Below are 23,393 nucleotides of genomic sequence, written 5' to 3'. Positions count from 1 at the left end.
ACGCCGTACGACAGGGGGATCACATGTCCGACCAGGACTCCGCGGAGAACGTCGTCGAACTCGCACAGGCCATCGGGTCGTTGCGCGACCAACTGGACACGGCCCGGCGGCTGGCACCGGAGGGGGGTCTCTCCTTCGAGGTCGGCCCGGTGGAACTGGAGTTCCAGGTGGCCCTGCTGAGCGGCAGCGAGGTCACCGGGGGTGCCCGCTTCTACGTCCTGTCGGGCGGAGGGTCCAAGCGCCGGGAGCGGACGTCCACCCACACCATCCGGCTCACCCTGACACCCCGGGGACCGGACGGCGGACCGCTCGAAGTCTCGGATGCGGCCGAGGAGTTGCCGGAGAGGTGAGCCCGAGGATCCCACCGGTCGCCCGGCGCGTGGTGGAGGTCTACCGGAGCCGTGACGGTCGGCACCGGATCGCCACGGGCTATCTGCTCGACGACCGGCTGGTGTTGACGGCCGGTCATGCCGTCGGCGGAGCGGCCACGGTCAGCGTCCGGTTGCTCGACGACGGCTCGGTGTGGGGCTGCTCGGTGGTCTGGTGGCGCTACGACAGCGCGGCCGGGACCGGGATCGACGCGGCGTTGCTCCGGATCGACGACGACTCCTTCCGGGAGCCCGAGGGGCTGCCACCGCTGCTCTGGGGACGGTTGGGTACGCAATCCCGCTGCCCCGTCGAGGCGGTGGGATTCCCGGCCGCCATGCGGATACGAGAAGAGGGCGCGCCGGCCTTCAGGGACACCGCGCACATCACCGGCTCCATCGCGCCGGGCAGCAGGCTCAAGGCCGGGCGTCACGAGATCAAGGTGGACAACCCCGTACCCGCCGTCGTCCGCACGGGTCACACCGGGCAGGGCACCGACAACGTGTCCCGCTGGCGCGGGATGTCGGGCGCCGCGGTGACCTCCGGGGGGCTGGTCGTGGGGGTGGTGGCGGTCGACCCCGACCGGGGCGGGCCCGGAGGAGCGCTGACCGCCGTTCCGTCGGTGTCGTTGCTGGCGGACGAGCGGGTGATGGAGCTGCTGGGGAGGCCGCGTGCCTACGACGTCGGACTGCCGTCCGTCCTGGAGCCCCCGCCGTCGCCTGCCCGGTCACCTGTCGGCCTGCTGCGGGCCGAGGTCAGCCCGGTCGGTTTCCACGGCCGGGAACCGCTGATGGAGGAGTTCGTCCGGTGGTGCCTGGATCCGTCCCCGTGGTCGCCCAAGCTGCTGACCGGGCCGGGGGGCCAGGGCAAGACGCGGCTGGCGGCCGAGCTGGTGGACAGGATGTCCGGCCTGAACTGGAACGCCGGCTTCCTGGACTTCGCCCCCGACACCGACCTGGCCGCACTCGGTGAGCTGTCCGCGCCCCTGCTGCTGGTCGTGGACTACGCGGAGGCTCGGCACGACCAACTGATCGAACTGCTCCGGCTGTTCGAGACGTCGGCCGCCAGGGGGACGGGACCGCCGGTGCGTCTGCTGATGCTCGCCAGAAGTGCCGGGGAATGGTGGCAGGACCTGCGGCGCAAGAGCCGCCAGCTGCGGGAACCGCCACCGGGAACCGTGGCGGAGCTGGGTCCGCTCGCCGACGATCCCGCGACACGGCCCGAGGCGTTCCGCCACGCGGTCGAGGGCCTGGCGCACGCTCTGGCCCGGCTGCCCGGCCTCCCCGCGACGCCACCCGGCTTCCGTCCCGAGGCGGTCGTACCTCCGCAGCTGTCGGACGCGCGGTTCGGCAGGGCCCTGGAACTGCACAGCACCGCGCTGGCCGCCCTGTTGCAACACCTGTTCCCGGTACCCGACGCCTCTCGCACGCCGGGCATGGAACTGCTCATGCGGCACGAGGAGGCGTACTGGACCCGCACCACGCCCGCACATCAGATCGGGCATCTGCACACGCAGACCCTGCGGCAGCTGGTCGTCACCGCGACACTGTGCCGGGCCCGCACCTCGGACGAGGCAAGAAGACTGCTGGAGAGAAGCGGGATCCTGCGCGGGGAGACATCCAACACGGTCCTCGGCGCGGCGATGTGGCTGAACGAACTCTACGGCGGCCGCGACGGCCACTGGGTGGGGCTGGTCCCGGACCTGCTGGGCGAGCACCTGGTCGGCACGACCGCGCGGGACGTCCCCGAACTGCTGCCCGCTCTCGCCGAACTGCCCGACGCCGAGCACGCGGGCCACCTGCTGCGCGTCCTGTGCAGAACCGGACGGAGCTTCCCGGAACTCGACGAGCGGATCGTCGGCCTGGTCGTCGGCCGGCCCCGGCCGCTGGCACCCGCCGCGGTCGACGTGCTCGCCCGGGAGGGGTACGACGCCCTCGGCCGCGCGTTGGACGCGGTGCTGGACGGGCCGCACGGGCATGGCCCGCTCTGCGCCGAACTGCTCGCGGCGGTACCTCACCACACCGTGGTGCTCGCCGGCCGGGCGGTGCGGATGGCCGAACAGGTCGTGGCGGACGCCCGCACCGCGACCGACGCACCCCGTGAACTGGCCTTGGCGCTCCACGCCCTGGCCTATCGGCTCGCCCGGGCGGGACGGGACGCCGAGGCACTTCAGGCCTGCGAGGAGGGCATCCGCGTACGGGGAGGCGACACCCTCGGCGCGGCGGCGGACCCGGAGCTCATGGACGCCCTGCTGGGGTACGGCGCCCGGTTGGACGAGGTCGGCCGCCCGCGCGAGGCGGTCGATGTCGGCGAGCGCCTGCTGGCCGCGCTCGGCCCGGGCCACCCGTCGGAGACCCCCGAGGCTCAGGGGCGCCGGGCGACCGTGCTGCACCAACAGGCCCTGTGGCTGCACCGCGCGGGCCGGCACGACGAGGCTCTGGCCCTGGGCGCCGCATGCGTAGGGTTGCGGGAACGGCTGCTTCACCGGGACCCGCGGCGGCCCCAGGTGGAGATGGCGGACGCACGCCTGCAGCTCGCGCTCTACCTCCAGCACGACGGTCGTACCACGGAGGCGGCCGAGGAGACCGCGCGAGCTGTGGCGATCCTGCGCGGGCTGGCGGAGGATCACCCCGACGCCTACCTGAGACGGCTGGCGGAAGCTCTGCACAACCAGGCCCGCCTGAGCGCGCTGCTGCGCGAGCACGGGGCGGCGCTGGACCTGGCCGAGGAGGCCGTAGCCATCCAGCGGGGCCTGCTTGACGACGACCCCGCCCCCGCCCAACTGGCCCTTCTGGCAAGACTGTTGGGCGGGCTGAGCATGCGGATGACCGCGGTGCGTCGCCTGTCCGACGCATGGGAGGTCGCGCAGGAATCGGTGCGCCTGCGGCGTGAGCTGGCCCGGGGCCAAGATCCCCGTGCCGTGGGCGAGTTGGCTCGCGCACTCGCCGATCTGGCGCTGGCGTCGCGGCGCGTGGGCGACGACGAGTCGGCGACGGCGGCCTCGGAGGAAGCGGTCCAGGCCCTGCGCGGCTCGACCGGACGTGGTGCTTCGCCGGGAGACGACGAATGGGCCCGCATCCTGTGCGTCCACGGTCTGGCACTCGGTCCCAGGGACCCCGCGCGAGCTGTGAAGGTCCTGGAGGAGGCCGCGGACGCGGCCAGGACCGGGCGGCACGCCACGCTGCTCCGATGGTGTCTGACGGAAATCGACAAGCTACGCGCGCGTTCCTGACCGTCAACTGCCTTTGTGGGATCGAGTGGGGACTGAAATCGTCACTGTCGGATCACCCGGGTAAAGAGGCGATCACCGCGTCTTCCGGGCGGAGACCATTCCGGCATACCGCCGCTAGGCTGAGGCCGACGCACCCCCGGTGAAACGCATCCCCGGTGGACGGCCACCCCGCCAAGGGAGTTCGAACGTGCCCAAGAAGCCCAAGACTTCGGAGCAGGCCGCCCAAGCCGCTCCCGCATCGCAGCCGTCGACGGCCACGCCCGCCGCGCCCGCACAGAATGCCGCCGGCCCCACCCTCCAGGACGTGGATCTCGACGAGCTGAACGGCGAGACATGGTCCACCTTCTCCGAAGTGGGCGACGAGGAAGACGAGCTGCCCGAGCGGTGACACGACCCGGCCCGGCACCCGTCGACCACCGTACGGACCCCCGCGTCGTCGAGGTCTACAGCAGCAGACCCGAAGGCCGGGGCAGCGGCACCGGGTATCTCCTCGACGGCGGCCTCGTGCTGACCGCCGGTCACGTCGTCAGCCGCGGCGACCCCGCACAGGCCGAGGTCACGGTGCGGCTGCCCGGCTCGCGGGACTACCTGCCGTGCGACGTGGAGTGGTTCCGCTACGAGGCACATGAGCCCGCCGACACCCGCATGGACGCAGCCGTCCTGCGGCTCTCCTCGCCGACGGCGGTGCCGTCTCCGGACGGTCTGCCGCCGCTGCGCTGGGGCCGGCTGGTCACCGGGCTGCCGGAGGTTCCGGCCGACCTCGTCGGCTACCCGTCCGGCATGGGCGTCCGACGCGACGACGCCACGGGAAGGCTCGTGCTGCGCGACACCGTCAGGGTCCGGGGAACCGTGAACTCGGGAACAGCCGTCAAGGCCAGGCGCTACCACATCGTCCTCGGGCAGCCGATCCCCCACTCGCCGGCCGCCGCCGTGTCCCGCTGGGAGGGGGCCTCCGGAGCGGCGCTGCTCAGCCACGACCTGTTGTGCGGCGTCGTCGTCACGGCGAAGGACGAACCCGGACATGGCAGGGCCCGTGCCATCCCGGCCGAAGAACTCCTGGCCGACCCCGGTTTCCGTGCGCTGTTCCCGAACGCCGTCACCGAACCGGCCGAACTCCAGCCGCTGCTGGAACGGGAGTCGTCCCGGCCGGCCAACACCCCCGTCTCCCTGCTCAGGCCGGACGCGACCGTCGTGCCGTTCACCGGACGCGAGGACGTCCTGGCCAGGCTCGGCGCCTGGTGCGAACAGCCCGGCCGGTTCTCCGTACGGCTGGTCACCGGACCCGGCGGCCAGGGCAAGACCCGACTCGCCGCGGAACTCGTCCGCCGTCTGCGGCCGCGGAACTGGAGCGCGGGCTTCCTGGCCGCCGGAGCGCCCCCGGACCTCCTGCACCTGGCCACCGGGACCCGCACCCCGCTGCTGCTCGTCGTCGACTACGCCGACGCGAGGGTCGAGCAACTCCAGACCCTCCTCGACCTCGTCGACCGGTACGAACACACCGGCACCACACCCCTGCGGCTGCTGCTGCTCGCCCGTGACAAGGAATCCGGCGACTGGTGGGAGAAACTGTGCAGCGAGGCCCTGCCCCTGCGCGACCCACCGCCCGGGACGGAGCTCGAGCTGCCCGACCTCTACGGCGACGGCGAAGAGCCCCTGGACGACACCGCCTTCCGCGAGATCGGTGAGAACCTCGCCGCGGCGCTGACCGGACTGCCCGGCGTCACCGCGCCCGTGGACCCCGCCGTCCTGCGCACCCTGCCGGTGCCCGACCTGAGCGACCCCCGTCACCATCGGGCCCTGGACCTGCAGATGGCGGCCCTGGTCGCGCTGTTGCAGGCACTCGACCCCGAGGACGCACCGGCGGACGAACCGTACGAGGGTGTACTGCTGCGCCATGAGCAGAAGATCTGGCGGCACACCGCACACAGCCACGGGCTGGGGGCCCTGACCCTGAGCGCCAGGCGAGAGCTGGTCGCCGCGGCCACCCTCTGCGGCTCACCCGCCGACCGGGACGAGGCCCGGGACATCCTCGGGCGCCTGTCCGCCGTCACGACCGGGACACCGGACGTCCCCGACCCGAGCACGCCATCCGACCTCGACCCCGCCGCGGACTGGCTCGCCACTCTCTATGCCGACCCGCACACCTTCTGGGGGCCACTGCGCCCGGACCGCATCGGGGAGCACCTCGTAGGACTCGCCGTCGGACACCGCCCGGCACTGCTGGACGAGCTGCTCGCCACGGCGCCGACCGCCCAGGCCACCGACGCCCTACGGGTGGCCGCCCGGGCCGCTCCCCGGCACGACCGGCTCGGCGGCTCCCTGCACTCCGTCGTGGTCCGCCACCCTCAGCGGCTTGCCGGACCGGCCGTCACGGCGGCGACCAGCAGCGGGCCCGAACCGGGCCCCCTGCACACCGCCCTTGCCGAGGTCGTGCGCGACCACCCCGACGACGGCACGCTCCTGCGGAGCATGTTCACCAGGCTGCCCGCCCACTCCCGCAACCTGTCACAGTGGGGCGCCGAACTCGCCGGGGCGTTGGTCACCCTGGCCGGAGAGGCACTCGGCGAACAGCCGGACCACACCGCCTGGGCGCGGCTGGCGGCCGCCTTCAACGACCACGCCCACTGGCTGACCGCCGTCCACATGCACGACGAGGCACTGGAACGCGGCGCGATGGCGGTCCGGCTCTACGAGGGCATCGCCGGTCAGGAACCCGGCCGCTACGCGCGCGATCTGGCCACCGCGCACGAGGGATACGCTCACCAGCTCCATCTGCAGAGCCGTCGGGAGGACGCCTTGGCATCCGCCGAGCGCGCGGTCGACCTGCGGCGCGAACTCGCCGACGGGCCCGTCGCCCGCGCCGCGCTCGCGGTGGCCCTCACCGGATACGCCCACCATCTGTCCAGCCTCGGACAGGCCGTGGACGCGGCCGAGGCGAGCGCCGAATCCGTGGCCCTCTACGCGGAACTCCCCCCGCAGACGGTGTCGGCCCATGAGGACGAGTACGCCGCGGCTCTGCTGGCCCACGCCGGGTGCCTCGCGGAACTCGCCGAATACGACGCCGCCATCGACGTGGTCGACCGGGCGGTCGACCACTACCGCCGACTGGCCGGCCGGTACCCCGATGCCCATCTACGCCCGCTCGCCGCCGCGTTGGCGACCCGCGCCGATCTCCTGGTGGACACCGGCTCCTACGAGCGCGCCCTCGACGACGCGGGGGAGGCGCACAAGGCATACCAGAGCCTGGCCGCGGGGCCGGCCGACCCCTACGCCGGTGAACGTGCCGCCACACTGCACTGCCTCGCCCGCTGTCTGGGACCTCTCGGCCGCTGGGAGGAGGCGGAGCAGCGCTCCCGGGAAGCCGTCGAACTCTACGGCGCGCTGCGGCTGGCCGCGCCGCGCACTCATGCCTTCGCCTGGGCCCGGGCCGCCGACGGCTGGGCCGTCGCCCTCTCGGAGTGCGGTCACGACCGGCAGGCCGTGGAGGTGGGCCGCGGCGCCGTCGAAGCACTGGAGGAACTGCACACCCACGGCGACCCCGGAACGCGGAGCGCGCTGGCCGACGCGTCCCGCAACCACGCGGCGGTACTCCTGGAGCAGGGGCGGGCGGCCGAAGCCGAACCGTTCGCGGCGCGATCCCTCGCACTGTGCCGGGAACTCGCCACCGACGACGGAGCCTTCGCCTACGAGGAGGTGGAGGCCCTGCTGCTCCACGGCATGGTGCTGGCCACACTGCGCCCACGGGAGAGCGTACGGCCGCTGCTGGAGGGACTGGGCAGAGCCCAGCAGGCCGAGGACCGGGAGACGGGTCTACGACTGGCGGCGGCCCTGGTCGACGCGCACCGGGCTGATCCCACTGTGGCCGATCTGGTCCGCGAACTCACCGGCGGCGTACCCGACTGGCTGCGCGATCAGCAAGGGTGAGCACGGTCAGCACCGCGCCCAAGTCTCGTGAATCGTCGGCGGTGGGTGCCGTGGGTGCATTCGGTGCAATCGTTGCCACCGGAACACCAGGCCGCCAGGGCCGATGCGTTCTCAGGTAGCGAGATGGCCAGCCCTGGATCGACATCACCACGGCAGCCGATCACTAGGTCATGCCCCCTGAAGTGGTGTAACCGTGCCGGGTTGATCGTCGGGGGGATAGATCTTGTCCATGCTGCCTTCGGGGAGGTAGCGGCGGGGGAAAGCGATCCATTCATCGTGCATTTCGATGAGGACGGCGGTGGTGAGGCGTTCGAGGGCGTCGGGGTTGGGGAAGATCTGGACGACGTCGACACGGCGCTTGATCTCCCGGTTGACCCGTTCCAGGGGGTTGGTCGACTGGATCTTCTTCCAATGTCGCTCGGGGAAGTCAGCGAAGGCGGTCAGGTCGACCTTGGCCTCCAGGAGCATCGTCTTCACCTTGGGGAACTGGCGTCCGAGCATGTCGGCGACGGTGTCGAGCTGAGCGCGGACGGCCTCGGCGGTGTGCTGGGCGAAGACCGTGCGGATGGTCGCCGCCACCATCTCTGCGGAGTCCTTCGGGATCACCGCGAAGACGTTGCGCAGGAAATGAACGCGACAGCGCTGGTAGGCGGCGCCGAGCATAACCTTGCGGACGGCCTTGACCAGGCCGGAGTGGTGGTCGGCGATGACCAGGCGGACCCCGGTCAGACCGCGCTCGCGCAGGGAACGCAGGAACTCGCTCCAGAAGACTTCGGTCTCGCTGTCGCCGACCATCAGCCCGAGGACTTCGCGTCCGCCGTCCTCGGTGATGCCGGTGGCGACGACCACGGCCTGGGAGACGATTCTGTGGTTCACCCGGGCCTTGCAGTAGGTGGCGTCGAGGTAGATGTAGGGGAAGCGGGTGTGGTCCAGGGGCCGGGTGCGGAACACGCTCAGTTCCGCGTCGAGGTCGCCGCAGATCCTGGAGACCTCGCTCTTGGAGATCCCGGTGTCTCCGCCGAGGGCCTTGACCAGGTCGTCCACGCTGCGGGTGGACACACCCTGCACGTATGCCTCCATGATGACCGCGTAGAGAGCCCGGTCGATGCGTCGCCGGCGTTCCAGCAGGCTGGGGAAGAAGCTGCCGGTGCGGACCTTGGGGATCGCCAGGTCCAGGTCCCCGGCCTGCGTGGTCAGCACCTTCTCCCGGTGCCCGTTGCGCATCGTCGTGCGGGTCTCGCTGTGCTCGCCGGGCTCGGCTCCGATGTGGGCGGTGGCCTCGGCCTCGATGAGTTCCTGCAGGATCCGCTGGGCCAGGACCCTGATCATCTCGATTCCGTCTGCCGTACGCAGTGACTCCATCAGGCGGAGTAAGTCATGCTGGGACAAGGCCATCGCGTCACCTCTCGCTTCAACGAGCTTCGCTACTCGGAGAGTTGCGCGATGGCCGCTTCATGACCAGGGGCTATGCAGAGATCGCTGCTACACCACGTAGTGGGACACCATCGATCACTACCGAGAGGCCGGGTTCCGGGTGTGCGTGAAAGTACGTATTTCGGTGCTCTTGCCTGGGGCTGGTGTGGGGCGAGTGGGTGGGAGCGGGTACCTTCCTGGTCATGTCTGGTGATTCCCAAGGCGGTGGCCCGTGCCGTGCAGGTGCGGCGGTGGGAGGGCGATCGGCTGATTCGGAATGGCTGTTGAACGCCGACCCGGGGAAGATCGTGGCGGCACCAGATGCTTGAGAGCTTCGAGATCTCTTTCATGGACAGCCTGTCGTGGGATGAACTGCGCACGGCGCTGTCGAGGCATTTGCGGACGCCGATCGAAAACGTGGTTATGTTGGGCGATTGGCTGGATCTACCGCCGAAGAGGCAGGGCGAAACGACGAGCCTGAACATCATCCGGCAGGAAGGTGGGTACCGGACGCTCGTCGAAGGCGCTTCCCCGCTGATTGTTCATGGCGAGAAGCTCGGCTTGCTCGCAGCAGCGCTGGCCATGGAGTTCTCGACGAGCGTTGCGATCGGCGACTGCACGCATGACTGCGGATCTGCTTGTGGGCGACTCGTCGTCTACCAGCCCGACGGGAGCACGCTCTCCGCAGTAGAAAAATCTGACTGCGAATTCTGGGATCTTGAGCTCTGGTAACGCGGGACCGGGTGGAACAGTAGCGATGCGTTCTCAGGCTGTCGCCGGAGCATGGCGGTTGCGTGCTGGGGCATGACCGGTAGTGATCGGTTGCGGCGCCGATGTTGGTCCAGCCTGCTTGGCGCATGTCCGATGGCGAGGCTACGCAGGGTGGCCATGGCGCGGGGTGCGGCGCCGGTGCGCGTACTCGCGAGGCGTCCTCGCCGAAGGTTTCGTCTCTGATGTGGTGCAGGGCCTCAACTGGCCAGTGACTCTGGATGAGTTCGGCGAGCTGTGCCGGGCCGGCCTGTTCGGGCGGGAGGCCGGCGCCACTTTCCAGATTTGCGTCCAAGCCGGCGAAGTTCAGATCCTGGACCCCGAACGATGGCGTTCCCCTGGCCCTTGGCGCTCTGTTTGCCTGTTGCCTGGCACCGTCATAGAGTGGCAATAAGCAATTTCACGCCTCGCGAATCCGCCTTTCGTCATCGGCATCGGCGACATCGTCTCCCATTACCTGGATTGAGAATGTCGCCCGGTCAACAAATCGGAGGCGTCGCGCATGAGAATGAGTCTGACCCAGCTGCGTGCCCTTGCCGCAGAGGCAGGGTTCACCGGCAATGACATCAACATCGCGGCCGCCGTCGCCATGGCAGAATCCAAAGGCGACACGGGCGCCGTCGGCGACCAGCACCTGGTCGACAACAAGTGGGGGCCCTCCATCGGTCTCTTCCAGATTCGCTCCCTCAAGCACCCGGCGCAGTTCTCCCCGCCGGACACGCTGAGGATCGAGGGAAAGCTCAAGAACCCGCTCTACAACGCCAAGACGGCGAAGGCCATCAAGCACGCGCACAACTGGAAGCAATGGTCCACGTTCGTGAACGGGGCCTACAAGCAGTACATGGACGGCGGGCCTGCGGCCCCGTCCCGCTTCGAGCCGTTCCCTGGTGCGTCGTTCTTCAAAGCCGGACGGAAATCACCGATCGTCGCCGCGATGCACCAGCGGCTCGTCGCCGAGGACTGCAACCGGTACGAGTCGAGTGCCGGAGCCGACACATGGGGCCCGGGCGATGTGAAGTCCTTTGCCGCCTGGCAGCGCAAGCTCGGCTTCTCAGGCGACGACGCCGACGGCATCCCCGGCAGGACCAGTTGGGACAAGCTGCGGGTCCCCAACGTCTGAAGGCTGAGGCCACGCACCGGAAGCGAGCGGAGCTTCGGCCAACGTACCCACATCCACATCCGCATCTCACGTCCCGGCCGGAAAGGATGGCGTCATGCCCGAGAACGGCGTCAAGCCCGAGAAGAACTTCGACGACGAGGATCTGAAGACGGCTCTCGCGAGAACAGACCTCAGCGATGGACCCGGAACCGACAACCTCGACGACCTTCCCGCGAGCGACTTCGTCGCTTTCGCCGAGGACGGCGTCGAGAACGACACGGAGGCCTCCAAGTGACTGCCACCATCGCCTACGACCGTGACGTCTCGAACTTCATCGACAAGCTGAGCGCGACAGGCCACGTCACCCACAAGTCCTACAGGAAGACGTCGGTCACGCTGCACCACAACGCCGGCCGGTTCTCGCACCAGGGTCTGCTCGAGGTCTGGAGGACGCGTCCCGCCTCGGCCCACTTCGACGTCGACGCCGCAGGTGAGGTCGCGCAGTACGTCAAGGTGAACGAGTACGCCTGGGCTGTCGGCAACGTAACCGGCAACCAGCGCTCGATCAGCATCGAAATGGCGAACGAGACGCTCGCGCCGAGTTGGACGGTCGGCGAGGCCACCTGGAGGAGCGCCGCACGTCTCGCCGGCTGGAACTTCGCCAAGGTGATCGGCGAGCGTCCCAGCAAGAGCAACCTCTTCTACCATCACCGCTGGTCCTCGACCGTCTGCGCCGGCCCGCACATGGACGACATCTACGACAAGGTGCTGGCGGAGGCTCAGGCGGCGTACGACCATTTCAAGGATTCCCGCCCCAGCCCTCGGCCGGACACGGAGCCGTTCCCTGGTGCCTCGTTCTTCCACTCCGGGCGGAAATCGCCGATCGTCGCCGCATCGCACCAGCGGCTCGTCGCGGAGGACTGCAACCGGTACCAGTCGAGTGCCGACGCCGACACATGGGGTCCGGGCGACGTGAGGTCCTATGCGGCCTGGCAGCGGAAGCTCGGCTTCGTGGGTGACGACGCCAACGGCATCCCTGGCAGGACCAGTTGGGACAAGCTGCGGGTCCCCAACGTCTGACCGGCCGTCGCCTTGGCAGCTTCGTGCTGGGCACCACCTTGCACGTCAGCGGCGGCGAGACCAGTTCGGCCCGTTGACCGGAGTCCCGGCCTGCCGGGGCGCTTCGTCGCCCGTGGCAGTGTCGTCAGTCCTTGATGAGCTTCAACTGCTTATTGATCTCTCGGGGATTGCTGTCGCCGGCGACCTTCTGCAGGAGCGGGGTGTGGTCGAGGATGAAGTCCCGGACCGGCTGCAGTGGTGCCGGAGCGTGGTGGAACACTTTTCCGAGGATGTAGGCCTGTTGGACTTGCCGGGCGGTGTGGGGCTTGCGTGGGCCCTCGTAGATTCCCAGGGCTCGCTGCAGGGCGGTGAGGTCGGTGAGGTCGACGCCGCGCAGTGCCCGGCCGAGGAAGTAGCCGTCCTCGATGGACATGCCGGCTCCGTACGCGGCGTAGGGCGAGGTCGGGTGGGCCGCGTCGCCCACGAGGGTGGCGCGCCCCTTGGACCACTGCTTCAGACGGGGCCGGTCGCGCAGCACCCACCGTTGTACGTTCTCGGGCTCCGTCCGGGCGATCAGACCGGCTAGCGGTGGCGGGAACTCCACGGCCAAAGCGGCGGCCGCGGCCTTGAGGTCTGCCGGCGCCGGGGCGTCGGGGTCGGTGGCGGTGAGCACCCACCACTGGAAGCCGTCGTGGCCCTTGTGCCGGATCGACGTCCAGCTTCCTTGCACCGTTCTGCTGTGTGTCAGAACACTCATGTTCGGTTCGGTGCCCGGGACATCGGTGAAGGTGAAGCCACCGAAGATGTGCAGCCGATGCTCCCGCTTGGGGGCATCTCCCCACAGCGTGCGTCGGACCAGCGAGTCGATGCCGTCAGCGCCGACGAGCACCTCGTGCTGAGCGGTGGTGCCGTCGGCGAAGTGCAGAGTGACTGCCAGATCGTCCTGCTCGATACGTGTGACGTGCTGGTTGAACCGCAGAGTGTCCGGCGGGATGGCGGCGAGCATCCGCTCGTAGAGTTGCGGGCGCAGCAGTCCGATGAACCCTCCGCCGTAGGCGCGCTTGGTTTCGGGATCCTGCTTGACGCGTGCGCGCACGTGACCGGAGAGATTGCGGAACTCCGGGTCCGTGGGTGCCCCGAGGTCGTCGGTGTCCACGCCGAGAGCGCGCAGCGCCTTCACCGGCGGCGGCCACAGGTTGAGGATGTTGCCGGCCGGCCGGGCCTCGCGGTAGCGCTCGTAGACGGTGACGTCGTGACCCGCCTGGGCGATGGACAACGCCGCGGCCATGCCCGCCGGCCCGGCGCCGAGGACGGCGACGCGGCTGACGGGGGTGTTCGAGAGTGCTTCGGGCACGGGATCACCTCAGGTACCGGAGGGAAACAGTAGCGAGCGCTACTATTAGCGTCAGACTGTAGTGTGTCTTACGGTTCGGTCAAGACCTGTGCACGTACGTCGGGCGGAACGGGAGACTGAAGATCATGGGCGAGGCCGAGAGGCTGCCGACGGCCGACCTGGAGATCCGGCCGCCCAAGCAGCGGCGCAGTCGCGAGGCATGGAACCGGGTGCTCGATGCCGGTGTGTCGATCCTGGAGGACGGCGGGTACGAGGCGTTCACCATCGCGGCCGTGTGCGAGCGGGCCGAGGTCGCGCCGCCGGCCATCTACGCACGCACCACCAACAAGGACGCCCTCTTCCTTGCCGTCTACGAGCACGGCATCCAGCGCCTGCGCGCGGAGCAGCGGGTCTTCGCCGACACCAGCCGGTGGGCAGACCTGGCCCCGGCCGAACTCGTGCGCGCGGCAGTGGCCGAAACGGTCGGCATGTTCTTTCGCCACGAGCGGTTCTTGCGGGCCGTCGTCCTGCTCTCCGCGTCACATGCGGAAGTCCGGCGCCGAGGTTCCCGCTACAGCCAGGAGTTGGGGGACGGGTTCGCCGGTGTGGTCCTGAGGACGGCGGACGCCATCACGCTCCCGGACACCGAGGCCGCGGTTCGGCACTGCTTCCACACCGTCTTCGCCGCGTCGGTTGTCCGTGTCGCCTACGGTCCGGGATTCGGCAGGGCGGTACCGGTGGAGGACGACGCCTTCGTCGCCGATCTGGCTGAGGCGGCGGTGCGTTATCTGCTGGCTACCTGACTGCGTGTGACATCAAGGCGGCACAAGGCCGCCTCCATCGGCAGGAGTTGTTCGCGGAGGCGCGCGGTCTCGATGTCCTTTGCCAGGAGGCTCCGGACGAGGGCGGTCAAGTCGTCGTCCACGCGATGGCGCCATCGCCATACGGCACGCCCGCCCACGGGATCGTCGACAACAGGTACGTATATGGAATACGTACTCCTACCGACGCGTCCCTGACAGCCGTGCCGTTTCCTTGCGTGCATGACGACAGCGGGCGGGGAAGCGCAGGTGCCGGGAGCGGCGGGAGCGGCGGGAGCGGGCGGGCGGTGGCGGGCACAGGGGGTGGGCCTGCCGGCCTTGAGGGCGGTGGACCCGTTCGACCGGTGAGGCGGTGAACCCGCACCGGGCCCCGGCCCACGGACCTCCACCCGGCGCCCGGCCATCGCCCTCGACAGCGCCCCGGCTGCGTACCGGTCCACGCGTCAAATCACCATCACCCGCGCGTCACATCAACATGCCCCGCCACCAAGGCAGTCCGGCGGGGCGCCCGACCTCATCCTGGGGGAATCACATGCGCGTACACAGCATCGCGGCGTCTGTCCTTTCCGGCGCGGCCGTCCTCTCGACCCTTGTTCTTCCGGGCACCGCCCAGGCGGCGGGACACTCCGGGGCGGCGAAGGGTCTCAGAGGCCTCACCTCCGAGCACGTCCGGCCGCAGGACGCGGTCGGCGGCACCACCTTCACCAACGGTGTCGTCAACAAGGGCAAGGACGTCGTGCTCGGCGTCACCGGCAAGAAGGCTGTTCCCGTCACCTTCACCGCCTTCGACGAGGAGGGACTGGCCCTCACTCAGGCTTTCCTGTGGCAGGGCACGGACAGTTCGGACACGGACACCATCACCGGCGCCCTGGGGTCGGACGACGACCCCGCCTGCACCGAGACAACGGTCCAGGGCGGCTACCGCTACAGCTGTCGGACGGTCTTCACCATCGACCCGGCCGTCGACTTCAAGGACGGCAACGGCACCGCCGGTACCTGGAAGCTCTTCCTGGGCGCCTACGACCTCTACGCGAACGTCAGCGTCGACGACGACGTCGCCCGCGGCAGGATCAAGCGTGCGGCGAAACTGACCACGGACGCCTCCCCGGAGCCGGTGACGGCAGGCAGGAACATCAAGGTCACCGGCAAGCTGAGCCGCGCCAACTGGGCCACGGGCAAGAACGCGGGATACACGGACCAGCCGGTGCAGCTGCAGTTCCGCAAGCGGGGCACCAGCAACTACACCACCCTCAAGACGGTCAGGACCAGCAGCAGCGGCACCCTGAGCACCACCACCCGGGCCCGCTCCGACGGCTACTTCCGCTTCGTCTTCGCCGGCACCACCACGACCGGCTCCGCGACCGCCCCCGGCGACTACGTCGACGTCAGGTAGCCGGCCCGGCGTCCCCGAACCGGCCCCCGGCGCGGCGGCGGGCCATCAGCGCGGCCAGGGCCGTACGGGAGGAGACCCCGGTCTTGCGGAACGTGCGGGAGACATGCGTCTCCACGGTACGCCGGCTGACGAACAGCCGGTCCGCGATGGCCTGACTGGTGAGCCCCTGCGCCACCAGTTCGGCTACCTCCAGCTCCCGGACGGTCAGGGTGGCCAGCCGCTCGGTGAGTCCGGCGCGGTCCGGGGAGCCGTACGGCGTCTCCGGGCCGCCCTCGGGCGGGCGGGTGGCGTCGGCGAGGCCGACGAGCATGCCGCTGCCGCCCGCCTCGGCGAGCCGGCGCCCTCTGAGCCAGGCGTGCGTGCGGGCCCGGCCGCGGCCCGCCGCCGCGTCCAGCGGGGCGCCGAGCAGCAGGGAGTGGGCCTCCCAGAAGACCGCGCCGCAGCGGGCGCTCTCCGCCGCGGCCTCCGCGAACAGGTCCGCCGCCGCAGCGGTGTCCCCCTGCGCCAGCGGCAGATGGGCGGCGCTGCGCAGCGCGGACGCCCGCTGCATCGGCAGCCCCAGCTGTTCCGCCTCCTTCCGGGCCCGCTCGGCCCAGGTGCGGGCCTCCTCCGGCATCCCCGTCAACAGGGCCGCCGTGACCAGGATCTCCAGGTAGAGAGGCCGCATCGAGGGCTGGATCCGCTGCAGTTCGGGACCGCCCGCCTGGAGCATCGCGTCCCGGGCCCGGACCGGATCGCCGGCCATGAGCGCTGCCCAGCCGAAGATGCACCAGGCCGTGGAGGCCCACCAGTCCACCCCGCTGCCGGCCGCGGCCACCGCCTCCTCGGCGACGGCGAGGGGGCGTGGATCGCCCGGCGGACAGCCGGCGACCAGCGCCGCGGCCCTGCTCGCCAGGACGAACGCGAGCAACTGGTCGCTGCCGATCCCACGCGCGATGTCCTCGGCCCGGTCGGCGAGTTCCAGCGCGGCGGGGATCCGGCAGGTCTGGACCCGGACATGGGACAGGCACAGCAGCAGATGGGGCACGACATAGAGCTGGCCGCTGCGGCGGGCGATGTCCAGGCCGCGCTCGGCGTGCCGCTCCGCGTCCGGGTAGTGCTCCAGAAACGCCTCCGCCCAGCCGAGCCGGGCCAGCGGTTCGCACAGCGCGGTGAGGTCGTTGTCCGGCAGCGAGTCGACCAGGGCGGCGGCCTCCCGGGCGAGTTGGTGCGCCGCGGTCATGCTGCCCTCGTACGCCTCTCCCAGGGCCGCGACGGCGAGGACGCCGGCCTCCCCCACCTCGTCCCCTGTGGACCTGGCCGCCGCTAGGGCCGCCTCGACCTCGGTGCGCACCCGGGCGTAGGAGGTCTCGCTGTCCAGCGGCGCGGCCGAGCCCAGCTCCAGGCCGAGCCGTACGACGTGGGACGGCGCGGGGTTGCGGGCCAGCTCGCGGCGCAACACCGCGACAGCCTCGGTGGAACGCCCCAGATGACGCTCCACCACCGCGCACAGGACGACCGCGCGCACTCTGAGGCCCTGGTCCTCGTCGGCCGTCGGCCCGTCGGGGGACCGCCGTGGGGTGGCGATCAGCTCCTGGAGCAGGTCGCGGCTCTCGCGCAGGCCACCGCACGCCGCCAGCGCGCGGGCCCGTCTCAGGATCAACTCCCGTCGTTGGAGTGTGTGTTCGGGGGTGTGCGGAAGGTGGCGGAGTGCCACGTCGAGCCAGTGGGCCGAGCTCGCCGGGGCCGTCCGGGCCGTCTGCGCGGCGGCCTCGTCGAGTACGGCCACCGCAGCCGGGTCCCAGGCGGTCAGCGACCGTTCCACGTGATGGGCCCGCTCGGCGGCCGAGGCGCCGACGCGGGCCAGTTCCCGCGCGGCGAGCCGGTGGATCTCGGCGCGCCTCAGGAAGGGCGTGTTCTCGTGGACGAGGGTGCGTACGACCGGATGCCGCAGGGTCAGCAGGCCCTGTGGGGTGGTGCGCAGCAGGTCGCGGCGGGTGAGCGCGTGGACGTCGTCGGCGAACGCGGTGCCGGGCCGGCCCGTCACATGGCTCACCATCGTGGGGGTGGCGTGCTCGCCCAGGACCGCCACGGCCTCGACGATGTCGCGCCGGGCGGGGACTAGCACGGTCAGCTCGTCCAGGAGCAGGGTGCCGAGCCCCGGCGGTGCCGAGGACTCGGTCGTCGTGCCGTCCCGGCGGGCCTGGAGGAGGGTCAGAAAGTAGAACGGATTGCCTTCGCTCGCGGCGTGCAGCGCGGCGGTCTCGGCCGGCGGCAGACCGGGACCGGCCAGTTCGGCACAGTCGCCCGCACTCAGCGGTCGCAGGCCGAGCCTGACGACCGTGCCGGTGTCGACTCCCCGGGTGAGCCCTGCGGCGAGGGACTCGGGCCCTTGCCGGTCCCGGCGTGTCAGGGCCAGGACGACGGGGGCGTGCGGAGGATGCCGTACGAGATGATCCAGCAGCTCCAGTGACGCAGGGTCCGCCCAGTGCAGGTCGTCGAGAGCCAGCAGCAGCCCGGACGGGGCGGCGAGCCGGGCGAGCAGGGCGGCCGTGGAACGGTGCAGTCCGAAACGGTCGACCGCGCCGCTCCGCCCGAGGAGGGGCGCCACCTCTTCGGTCTCCCGGAGGCCGTCCGGGGCGCGCAGGTCGAGGTGGGCCAGTGCGTCGGCGAACACCTGGAAGGGCACCCGCCGTTCGTACTCCGTGGCCCTGCCGCGCAGGACCGTCATCCCGCGCCGGCGCGCCCGTGCGCAGACCTCGCCCAGCAGTCGGCTCTTGCCGATCCCCGCCTCGCCGGTGATGTCGACGATCCGGGAACGCGCGTCGTCGCAGAACTCCTCGCCCTTCGCCGCTCGGCGCACCCCCGCCGCCGCACGGTCGAGCAGCACGTCGAACCGGGCGAGCTCGGAGGAACGGCCCAGCAAGGGAGTTCCGTTCCCGCCCGCCCCAACTGCCGTGTCAGCTCTCACAGTTGCCCTTTCTCTTCACATCCCCCTCACATGTCATTCTCTCCTGTTGATCGTCGCAACCGCCGCGCGGGGGAGTCCGGAACGGACGGACGCAACAGGGCGAGCGGCTCGGTCACGGCGATGGCGTTCGCGACGGTGGTCACCCGGCACTGCCGTGCGAGGCCGCAACGACGTCTCCAACTCCCGGCCCAGAGAGCCCGCGCCGCTGAACGAGGGCGACGTACTGAGTACGCATACTCATGTCCGCCGGAACCCGGGCTGGCAGCCTGCGTGCATGACGTGTGGCAGAGGGGCACTGACGGCATTTCATCTTCTGCTGGTCTGGGCGACGATGACGGCCGCGGTGCCGATACTCGGCTTCGGGCTGGTGATGTCGGGCTGGGGCGGCGGCACCGGTGCGGCCGCGTGGTTCTTCGTGCTGGGGGTGCCGCTGACGGTGGTCCTGCTGGCCACGGCGGGCTTACCCGCGGGGTCGGTGGTGCCGTTGTGCGCCTCCACGTCGCGTCGGTACGGCTGGGCGACCCTGGTGTTCGTCCTCGGCACGCTAGGCGTCCTTGCCGGCCTGGTCGCCTACGGCAGTGAAGTCGCCCTGGGGAGCGCCGGCACACGGGTCGCGCTGACCGGGGTGCCGTACGCCGTCGCCGCGGCGTTCTTCGTACCGAGCCGGTGGGTGCGGCTCGGGGGGATGGCCGTGCTGGGCGCAGGCGTGGTCTACGGGGGCTTCGTCGGCCCCGAGCAGGCGCAGCAGCGTCGGTACACCGCCGAGATCGCGCGGTACCGGGAAAGGCCGGAACTGCTGTATCTGGGGGACACCCCGCCGGGGATGCAGGTCTCCCGCGCTGTGGTCGGGCCCGGCCAGTTCCAGGTCGACTACGGCCCTGCCCGGCCGGACGAGCTCGGGCACGTGGGCCTGACGGTCCGCTCGCCGCTCTCGCCGAAAGCGCGCTGCTCTCTGTATGTACAGAAGGGCGTGGCCTGCACTGTGGACGAGCGGGGAGAGATGCGGATCGTCAGCGATCTCCCCGGCGGTCGCAGCGACATCAGACTGATCCGTCGCCACCACGGCGCGGAGGTCGAAGTCTCCAGCCAGGTCCTCGACGAGCCGGGTCTTCGTCACCTCCTCGACACACTGCATCCGCTGTCCGACGACGAGTTGGAAAAGATGATGCGAGAGAAGACGATCGCCGAGGGATTCTGAGCACGCGGCCTGTCGAGTGCGGGGCCGTGACTCCCCTACGAACCGTCGGCGCGGCGGCACCCCAGCGCTCGGAGCCCAGGCCGCCGCCGTGGCGTGTCTGCGGTCGACAGCCGCACGCTCACCGGAGACCGGATCCGCCGCCACGGCAGCTTCGGCTTTCGGCGGCGGCACCTCCGTCACCGTCCGCGGCGTCAAGGTCACCGGTACCGGCGCCCCCGACAAAAGGCAAGCCCCGTACGCCCTCGAAAGGGTGATCAGATCTCCGGTGGCCCCGTCTCGATCCGGTGCATCACCGGGGGCAGGCGGTCCAGATCGGGGCCGGTCTGAACCTGCCGTTCGTCCCACCACGTCGCGCCGGCGTCACGCAGCGGACCGATGACGTCCTTCGCCTTCGCGGCGTTCGAGGGCGTGGCACCGCCGAGCACGAGCTCGAATGGCCGCTCGGCACCGCCTGTGCGGTGCTTGCGCACATAACCGGCGAGATCGCGAACCTCTGCCACATCGGGCACATGCCCGTGCCGGGCCGTCTCGAAGAGTGGCACCGCTCCGTCCCACCGCGCTGCCCGCCGCATCGGCGGACGATGAGGCCAGAACCCGCCGATCCACACCGGCGGACCGGGCCGTTGCACGGTTGCGGGCAGCAGCGTCACGTCCCGCGCTTCGTAGTGGCGGCCGTTGTGGTCCACCGTCTCGCCGGACCACCAGCGCCTCAGCAGCTCCAGCCCCTCGTCCAGCCGCTCGGCGAGGACCTGCGGCTCAGCGGTGTCGCCGAAACTGCGGTACTCGTCCTCGACCGGACCGCCCAGGCCGGCTGCGAAGATCACCCGGCCGCCGCTGAGGTTGTCCAGGGTGGCCACTTGTCGGGCAAGTTGCTGCGGGCGATAACGGGGGACCGGTGTCAGTAAGGTGCCCAGCCGGATCCGTGAGGTCGCGAGCGCGGCCGCGGTCAGCAGCATCCAGGGATCCGCGAAGGGACGCCCTTGGTGTTGTCGGTGCAGTACGTGGTCCCAGACGAAGAGTCCGTCCCAGCCGGCCTGTTCGGCGGCGGCCGCGACAGTCGCGACGTTGCGGGGGTCGGCGAAGTCACCGAAGTTGGGGATGTTGATGGAGAAGCGCATCCCAGCAGGATGTTTGACAGGCCGCGAAGGATCAACCGGATTCGAAGCCAGCACGACTCTGGTCGGCCACGGCCGAGACCGCCGTCAAGCACGGGGGGCGCTGGTGTGGTGGCGGCCAGGGACCCGGTTACGCCTGGTCGCGTGGTTCCCCGGGCCCCTGACTCGGGGTTGTTCCCGCCGTCTCCGAAGAGAAGCCCTCGCGCAGCTGCAACGGTGCCATGCCGTGCCAGCGGCGGACAGCTCGGCGCAGGGCGCGTTCGTCGGAGAAGCCCGCCTGGCGGGCCACCTCACGGAGGGTGAGGTGAGGGCGGTGCAGGAGCAGTTCGACGCGCTCACGGCGTACGCCCTCGACGATCGCCTCGTAGGAGGTGCCGCAGTCGGCCAGACGGCGCCGCAGTGTCCGCTCGCTCGACGCGTGTCTGCGGGCCTGCTCGGAGAAGGAGGGGACGACCGGGAGGCTCTGCGCGACGGAGATCTCCAGGATCTCCAGCAGGTCCTGCTGACGACGGCGGGAGGCCATCTGCCCTTCGAGGAGTTCGAGGGTGGCGGCGTAGGTGACCGGATCGCGGCCCGGCATCGTCCGGTTGATCCATGTCTGCGGTACCACCAGCCGGTTGCCGGAGGCGCTGAAGTGCAGGGGGCAGCGGAAGAGGTCGCGGAAGGGCTGGACGTCGCGCGGGGCGGCGAAGGCGAAGTGCACCTCCTGGGGTGTGAGGCCGGGGTCGGCGGCGAGGCGGCCCAGGGTGACGACGCTGGAGAACGCCTCCTCGACAAGGAAGACGGCGACGTTCGGGTCGATCATCGGGTCCGGGAGGTCGGCTCGGATCACGTAGTCGGAGCCCTCCCGGCCCGCCGACCAGACCGTCATCGCCCCGGACACGTTCTGGAAGCGGACCCCCGCCTCGATGGCGACCTGGAGGGTGTCGCTGGCGAGCATGGCGAAGCCCACCAGCCCCCAGGCGGTGAGGTGCTGCGCCGCTCCGACCCGCAGGCCCAGGTTCTCGTCCCCGGTGAGTTCGACAGCACGCCGGATGACGGCACTGCCCTGGCGGTAGGAGACGCGCAGGGCCGCCGAGCGCATCAGGGTCTCGGTGAGACCGACCTGGGCCAGTTCCGGCTCCAGGTCGACTCCGTACTCCTCGGTGATCTGGTCCAGGTAGCGCAGGATGTTCGGGGAGATCGTCGCCGACGTGCTGCGGGTGGTGCCGTTCTCCGGACGGGTTGCCTCGGTCATGGCTTCTCTCCAGGGCCGTACTCGCGACCACTTTAGGCATCTGCGTCCGGTTTCGGCCGCGTCAGCGGGTACGGATCCAGACCGTCTTCTCCCTGGTCCACTGCGCGAAGGCGTCGGTGGACCGCTCCGCCCCGCCGAATCCGGACTGTTTCCAGCCGCCGAAGGGGGCGGTGATGTCGCCCTCGCTGTAGGAGTTGACGGAGACCACTCCGGCCTGGATGCCGCGAGCGAGGCGGAAGGCGGTGTCGAGGTCCTGGGTCCACAGTGAGGCGGCGAGGCCGTATGGGGTGGCGTTCGCCGTCCGGATCGCCTCCTGCTCGGAGGTGAAGGTCTGGACGGTGACCACGGGGCCGAACAGTTCCTCGGTGAGGACCCGACTGTCGTCGGGGGCGCCGACGACGACGGTGGGCGGGTAGTAGGCCCCGTACGGGTGCAGGCCCGTCGGCAACCCGGCGGTGTGGGCCACGGCTCCGGCGGCGACCGCCTCGTCCACGGCGCGGGCGACCCGGTCTCGCGCCGCGCTGCTGATCAGCGGTCCGATGCGGGTGTCCGGCTTCGCCGGGTCGCCGATCACCAGGGCCCCGGCGGCGGCTGTGAACCGTGCGACGACCTGGGCGGCGATGTCCTCGTGGACCAGGATCCGGGAGCCGGCCGTGCAGTTCTGTCCCATCGTCAGGAACGCGGCCTCGATCATGTCGTCGATGAGGTCGACGCCGAAGTCGAGCGCGTCCGGCATCAGCACCTGGGGGCTCTTGCCGCCCATCTCCAGGGAGACCCGCTTGAAGTTGGTCTCCGCGGCGTCGGCCAGGATCCGCCGTCCCGTCGCCGTCGAGCCGGTGAACGAGAGCGCGCCGATCCCGGGGTGGCGGGCGAGCGCCCGGCCGGCTTCCGCGCCGTAGCCGGGCAGCACGGCGAGGGTGCCGTCCGGCAGTCCCGCCTCCGCCGCGAGCCGGGCCACGTGGAGGGCCGAGCGCGGGGTCGCCTCGGCAGGCTTGAGCAGCAGGCTGTTGCCCGCGGCGAGGGCGGGCCCGATCTTCCAGGCGGCCATGGCGAGCGGGTAGTTCCAGGGGAGGACGGCGGCGACCGCTCCGACGGGTTCCCGGCTCATCAGCCCCAGGTGGTCGTGGCTGGTGGGGGCGGTGCGGCCGAAGACCTTGTCGGCCGCCTCCGCGAACCAGCGGATCGACTCGATCGCGCCCGGCACATCACCGGTACGGCACTCGGTGATGGGTTTGCCCGCGTCCTCGCAGTCCAGGCGAGCCAGGATCTCGGCGTCGCGCTCCATCAGCTCGGCGAGGCGCAACAGGACCGCGGCCCGCTCCCGGGGCGGCCGAGCCGCCCACACGCCGCTGTCGAAGACGCGGTGCGCCTGGTCCACGGCCGTGTCCACCTCGCCCGCGGAGGCGGCGTGCAGGGTGTCGAGGGTCTCCCCGGTGGCCGGGTTGACGACCCGGAGCAGGCGGTCGTTCGCTTCCGTGGTCATGA

The 23,393-nt window shown here is 70.7% G+C and carries 17 protein-coding genes; 11 read left to right on the top strand and 6 right to left on the bottom strand.

Annotation, left to right across the window (positions count from 1 at the left end):
• Positions 1 to 23 precede the first annotated feature (23 nt).
• The 4 genes from GWK25_RS34325 to GWK25_RS34310 all read left to right on the top strand — a co-directional run bounded on the left by GWK25_RS34325 (position 24) and on the right by GWK25_RS34310 (position 7,522).
• Positions 24 to 350: a trypco2 family protein gene (locus GWK25_RS34325; protein ID WP_215455430.1), complete on the top strand. Its 327-nt coding sequence runs from the start codon at positions 24 to 26 to the stop codon at positions 348 to 350.
• Positions 347 to 3,598 carry a tetratricopeptide repeat protein gene (locus GWK25_RS34320; protein ID WP_215455429.1) on the top strand — a complete coding sequence of 1,084 codons (3,252 nt, stop codon included), beginning with the start codon at positions 347 to 349 and terminating at the stop codon, positions 3,596 to 3,598. Before GWK25_RS34325 ends, GWK25_RS34320 begins: the two co-directional genes overlap by 4 nt.
• Positions 3,599 to 3,785: 187 nt before the next feature.
• On the top strand, positions 3,786 to 3,986 hold the full coding sequence (locus tag GWK25_RS34315; RefSeq protein WP_215455428.1) for a hypothetical protein: 201 nt from the start codon (positions 3,786 to 3,788) through the stop codon (positions 3,984 to 3,986).
• Positions 3,983 to 7,522: a tetratricopeptide repeat-containing serine protease family protein gene (locus GWK25_RS34310; RefSeq protein ID WP_215455427.1), complete on the top strand. Its 3,540-nt coding sequence runs from the start codon at positions 3,983 to 3,985 to the stop codon at positions 7,520 to 7,522. Before GWK25_RS34315 ends, GWK25_RS34310 begins: the two co-directional genes overlap by 4 nt.
• A 168-nt stretch (positions 7,523 to 7,690) precedes the next feature.
• Here GWK25_RS34310 and GWK25_RS34305 read toward each other — a convergent pair whose 3' ends face one another.
• Complete coding sequence (locus tag GWK25_RS34305) at positions 7,691 to 8,917, bottom strand: IS256 family transposase (RefSeq protein ID WP_215455426.1); 1,227 nt, start codon at positions 8,915 to 8,917, stop codon at positions 7,691 to 7,693.
• A 339-nt stretch (positions 8,918 to 9,256) separates the two neighbouring features.
• On the opposite strand from GWK25_RS34305, the gene GWK25_RS34300 reads away from it, so the two are divergent.
• The 4 genes from GWK25_RS34300 to GWK25_RS34285 all read left to right on the top strand — a co-directional run bounded on the left by GWK25_RS34300 (position 9,257) and on the right by GWK25_RS34285 (position 11,882).
• A complete protein-coding gene (locus GWK25_RS34300; protein ID WP_215455425.1) occupies positions 9,257 to 9,667 on the top strand; it encodes a hypothetical protein in 411 nt (136 codons plus the stop codon).
• A 538-nt stretch (positions 9,668 to 10,205) separates the two neighbouring features.
• Positions 10,206 to 10,823 (top strand): peptidoglycan-binding protein, encoded by a 618-nt coding sequence (locus tag GWK25_RS34295; RefSeq protein WP_251829162.1) that lies wholly within the window; start codon positions 10,206 to 10,208, stop codon positions 10,821 to 10,823.
• A gap of 94 nt (positions 10,824 to 10,917) precedes the next feature.
• On the top strand, positions 10,918 to 11,097 hold the full coding sequence (locus GWK25_RS34290; protein WP_215455424.1) for a hypothetical protein: 180 nt from the start codon (positions 10,918 to 10,920) through the stop codon (positions 11,095 to 11,097).
• The gene (locus tag GWK25_RS34285) at positions 11,094 to 11,882 is read left to right on the top strand and encodes a peptidoglycan-binding protein (RefSeq protein WP_215455423.1); all 789 of its coding nucleotides are present in this window, start codon (positions 11,094 to 11,096) and stop codon (positions 11,880 to 11,882) included. The genes GWK25_RS34290 and GWK25_RS34285 overlap by 4 nt, the downstream gene beginning before the upstream one ends.
• 124 nt (positions 11,883 to 12,006) lie before the next feature.
• On the opposite strand, the gene GWK25_RS34280 is transcribed toward GWK25_RS34285, so the two are convergent.
• Entirely contained in the window at positions 12,007 to 13,215 is a 1,209-nt protein-coding gene (locus GWK25_RS34280) for an NAD(P)/FAD-dependent oxidoreductase (protein ID WP_308404383.1), read from the bottom strand.
• A gap of 125 nt (positions 13,216 to 13,340) precedes the next feature.
• Between GWK25_RS34280 and GWK25_RS34275 the strand changes: the two genes are divergently transcribed.
• Together GWK25_RS34275 and GWK25_RS34270 are read left to right on the top strand one after the other, a co-directional pair.
• Positions 13,341 to 13,997, top strand: a complete 657-nt coding sequence (locus tag GWK25_RS34275; protein ID WP_215455422.1) for a TetR/AcrR family transcriptional regulator — start codon at positions 13,341 to 13,343, stop codon at positions 13,995 to 13,997.
• A 550-nt stretch (positions 13,998 to 14,547) separates the two neighbouring features.
• A complete protein-coding gene (locus GWK25_RS34270; protein WP_215455421.1) occupies positions 14,548 to 15,408 on the top strand; it encodes a hypothetical protein in 861 nt (286 codons plus the stop codon).
• Here the strand turns inward: GWK25_RS34270 and GWK25_RS34265 are convergent.
• Complete coding sequence (locus tag GWK25_RS34265; protein WP_215455420.1) at positions 15,401 to 18,313, bottom strand: LuxR family transcriptional regulator; 2,913 nt, start codon at positions 18,311 to 18,313, stop codon at positions 15,401 to 15,403. The two genes, GWK25_RS34270 and GWK25_RS34265, sit on opposite strands and share 8 nt — an antisense overlap.
• A 319-nt stretch (positions 18,314 to 18,632) precedes the next feature.
• Between GWK25_RS34265 and GWK25_RS34260 the strand changes: the two genes are divergently transcribed.
• Positions 18,633 to 19,556 (top strand): hypothetical protein, encoded by a 924-nt coding sequence (locus tag GWK25_RS34260; protein ID WP_215455419.1) that lies wholly within the window; start codon positions 18,633 to 18,635, stop codon positions 19,554 to 19,556.
• 254 nt (positions 19,557 to 19,810) lie between these two features.
• On the opposite strand, the gene GWK25_RS34255 is transcribed toward GWK25_RS34260, so the two are convergent.
• From GWK25_RS34255 to GWK25_RS34245, 3 genes are all read right to left on the bottom strand, one after another.
• Positions 19,811 to 20,674: an LLM class flavin-dependent oxidoreductase gene (locus GWK25_RS34255; RefSeq protein WP_215455418.1), complete on the bottom strand. Its 864-nt coding sequence runs from the start codon at positions 20,672 to 20,674 to the stop codon at positions 19,811 to 19,813.
• A gap of 127 nt (positions 20,675 to 20,801) precedes the next feature.
• Positions 20,802 to 21,908: an AraC family transcriptional regulator gene (locus GWK25_RS34250; RefSeq protein WP_215455417.1), complete on the bottom strand. Its 1,107-nt coding sequence runs from the start codon at positions 21,906 to 21,908 to the stop codon at positions 20,802 to 20,804.
• Between the two features lie 61 nt (positions 21,909 to 21,969).
• Positions 21,970 to 23,391 carry an aldehyde dehydrogenase family protein gene (locus GWK25_RS34245; protein ID WP_215455416.1) on the bottom strand — a complete coding sequence of 474 codons (1,422 nt, stop codon included), beginning with the start codon at positions 23,389 to 23,391 and terminating at the stop codon, positions 21,970 to 21,972.
• Between the last annotated feature and the right edge of the window lie 2 nt (positions 23,392 to 23,393).

The sequence above is a fragment of the Streptomyces sp. ATCC 21386 genome (assembly GCF_018728545.1).
Classification (GTDB): Bacteria; Actinomycetota; Actinomycetes; order Streptomycetales; family Streptomycetaceae; genus Streptomyces.
The sequence above is the reverse complement of the archived record's forward strand: the minus strand, read 5'-3'. Positions and strand labels throughout refer to the sequence as shown.

Coding starts and splice junctions, on each gene's coding strand:
- GWK25_RS34325 (WP_215455430.1), top strand. CDS start 24: ATGTCCGACCAGGACTCCGCGGAGAACGTCGTCGAACTCGCACAGGCC.
- GWK25_RS34305 (WP_215455426.1), bottom strand. CDS start 8,917: ATGGCCTTGTCCCAGCATGACTTACTCCGCCTGATGGAGTCACTGCGT.
- GWK25_RS34300 (WP_215455425.1), top strand. CDS start 9,257: ATGCTTGAGAGCTTCGAGATCTCTTTCATGGACAGCCTGTCGTGGGAT.
- GWK25_RS34295 (WP_251829162.1), top strand. CDS start 10,206: ATGAGAATGAGTCTGACCCAGCTGCGTGCCCTTGCCGCAGAGGCAGGG.
- GWK25_RS34290 (WP_215455424.1), top strand. CDS start 10,918: ATGCCCGAGAACGGCGTCAAGCCCGAGAAGAACTTCGACGACGAGGAT.
- GWK25_RS34275 (WP_215455422.1), top strand. CDS start 13,341: ATGGGCGAGGCCGAGAGGCTGCCGACGGCCGACCTGGAGATCCGGCCG.
- GWK25_RS34270 (WP_215455421.1), top strand. CDS start 14,548: ATGCGCGTACACAGCATCGCGGCGTCTGTCCTTTCCGGCGCGGCCGTC.
- GWK25_RS34260 (WP_215455419.1), top strand. CDS start 18,633: ATGACGTGTGGCAGAGGGGCACTGACGGCATTTCATCTTCTGCTGGTC.
- GWK25_RS34255 (WP_215455418.1), bottom strand. CDS start 20,674: ATGCGCTTCTCCATCAACATCCCCAACTTCGGTGACTTCGCCGACCCC.
- GWK25_RS34250 (WP_215455417.1), bottom strand. CDS start 21,908: ATGACCGAGGCAACCCGTCCGGAGAACGGCACCACCCGCAGCACGTCG.
- GWK25_RS34245 (WP_215455416.1), bottom strand. CDS start 23,391: ATGACCACGGAAGCGAACGACCGCCTGCTCCGGGTCGTCAACCCGGCC.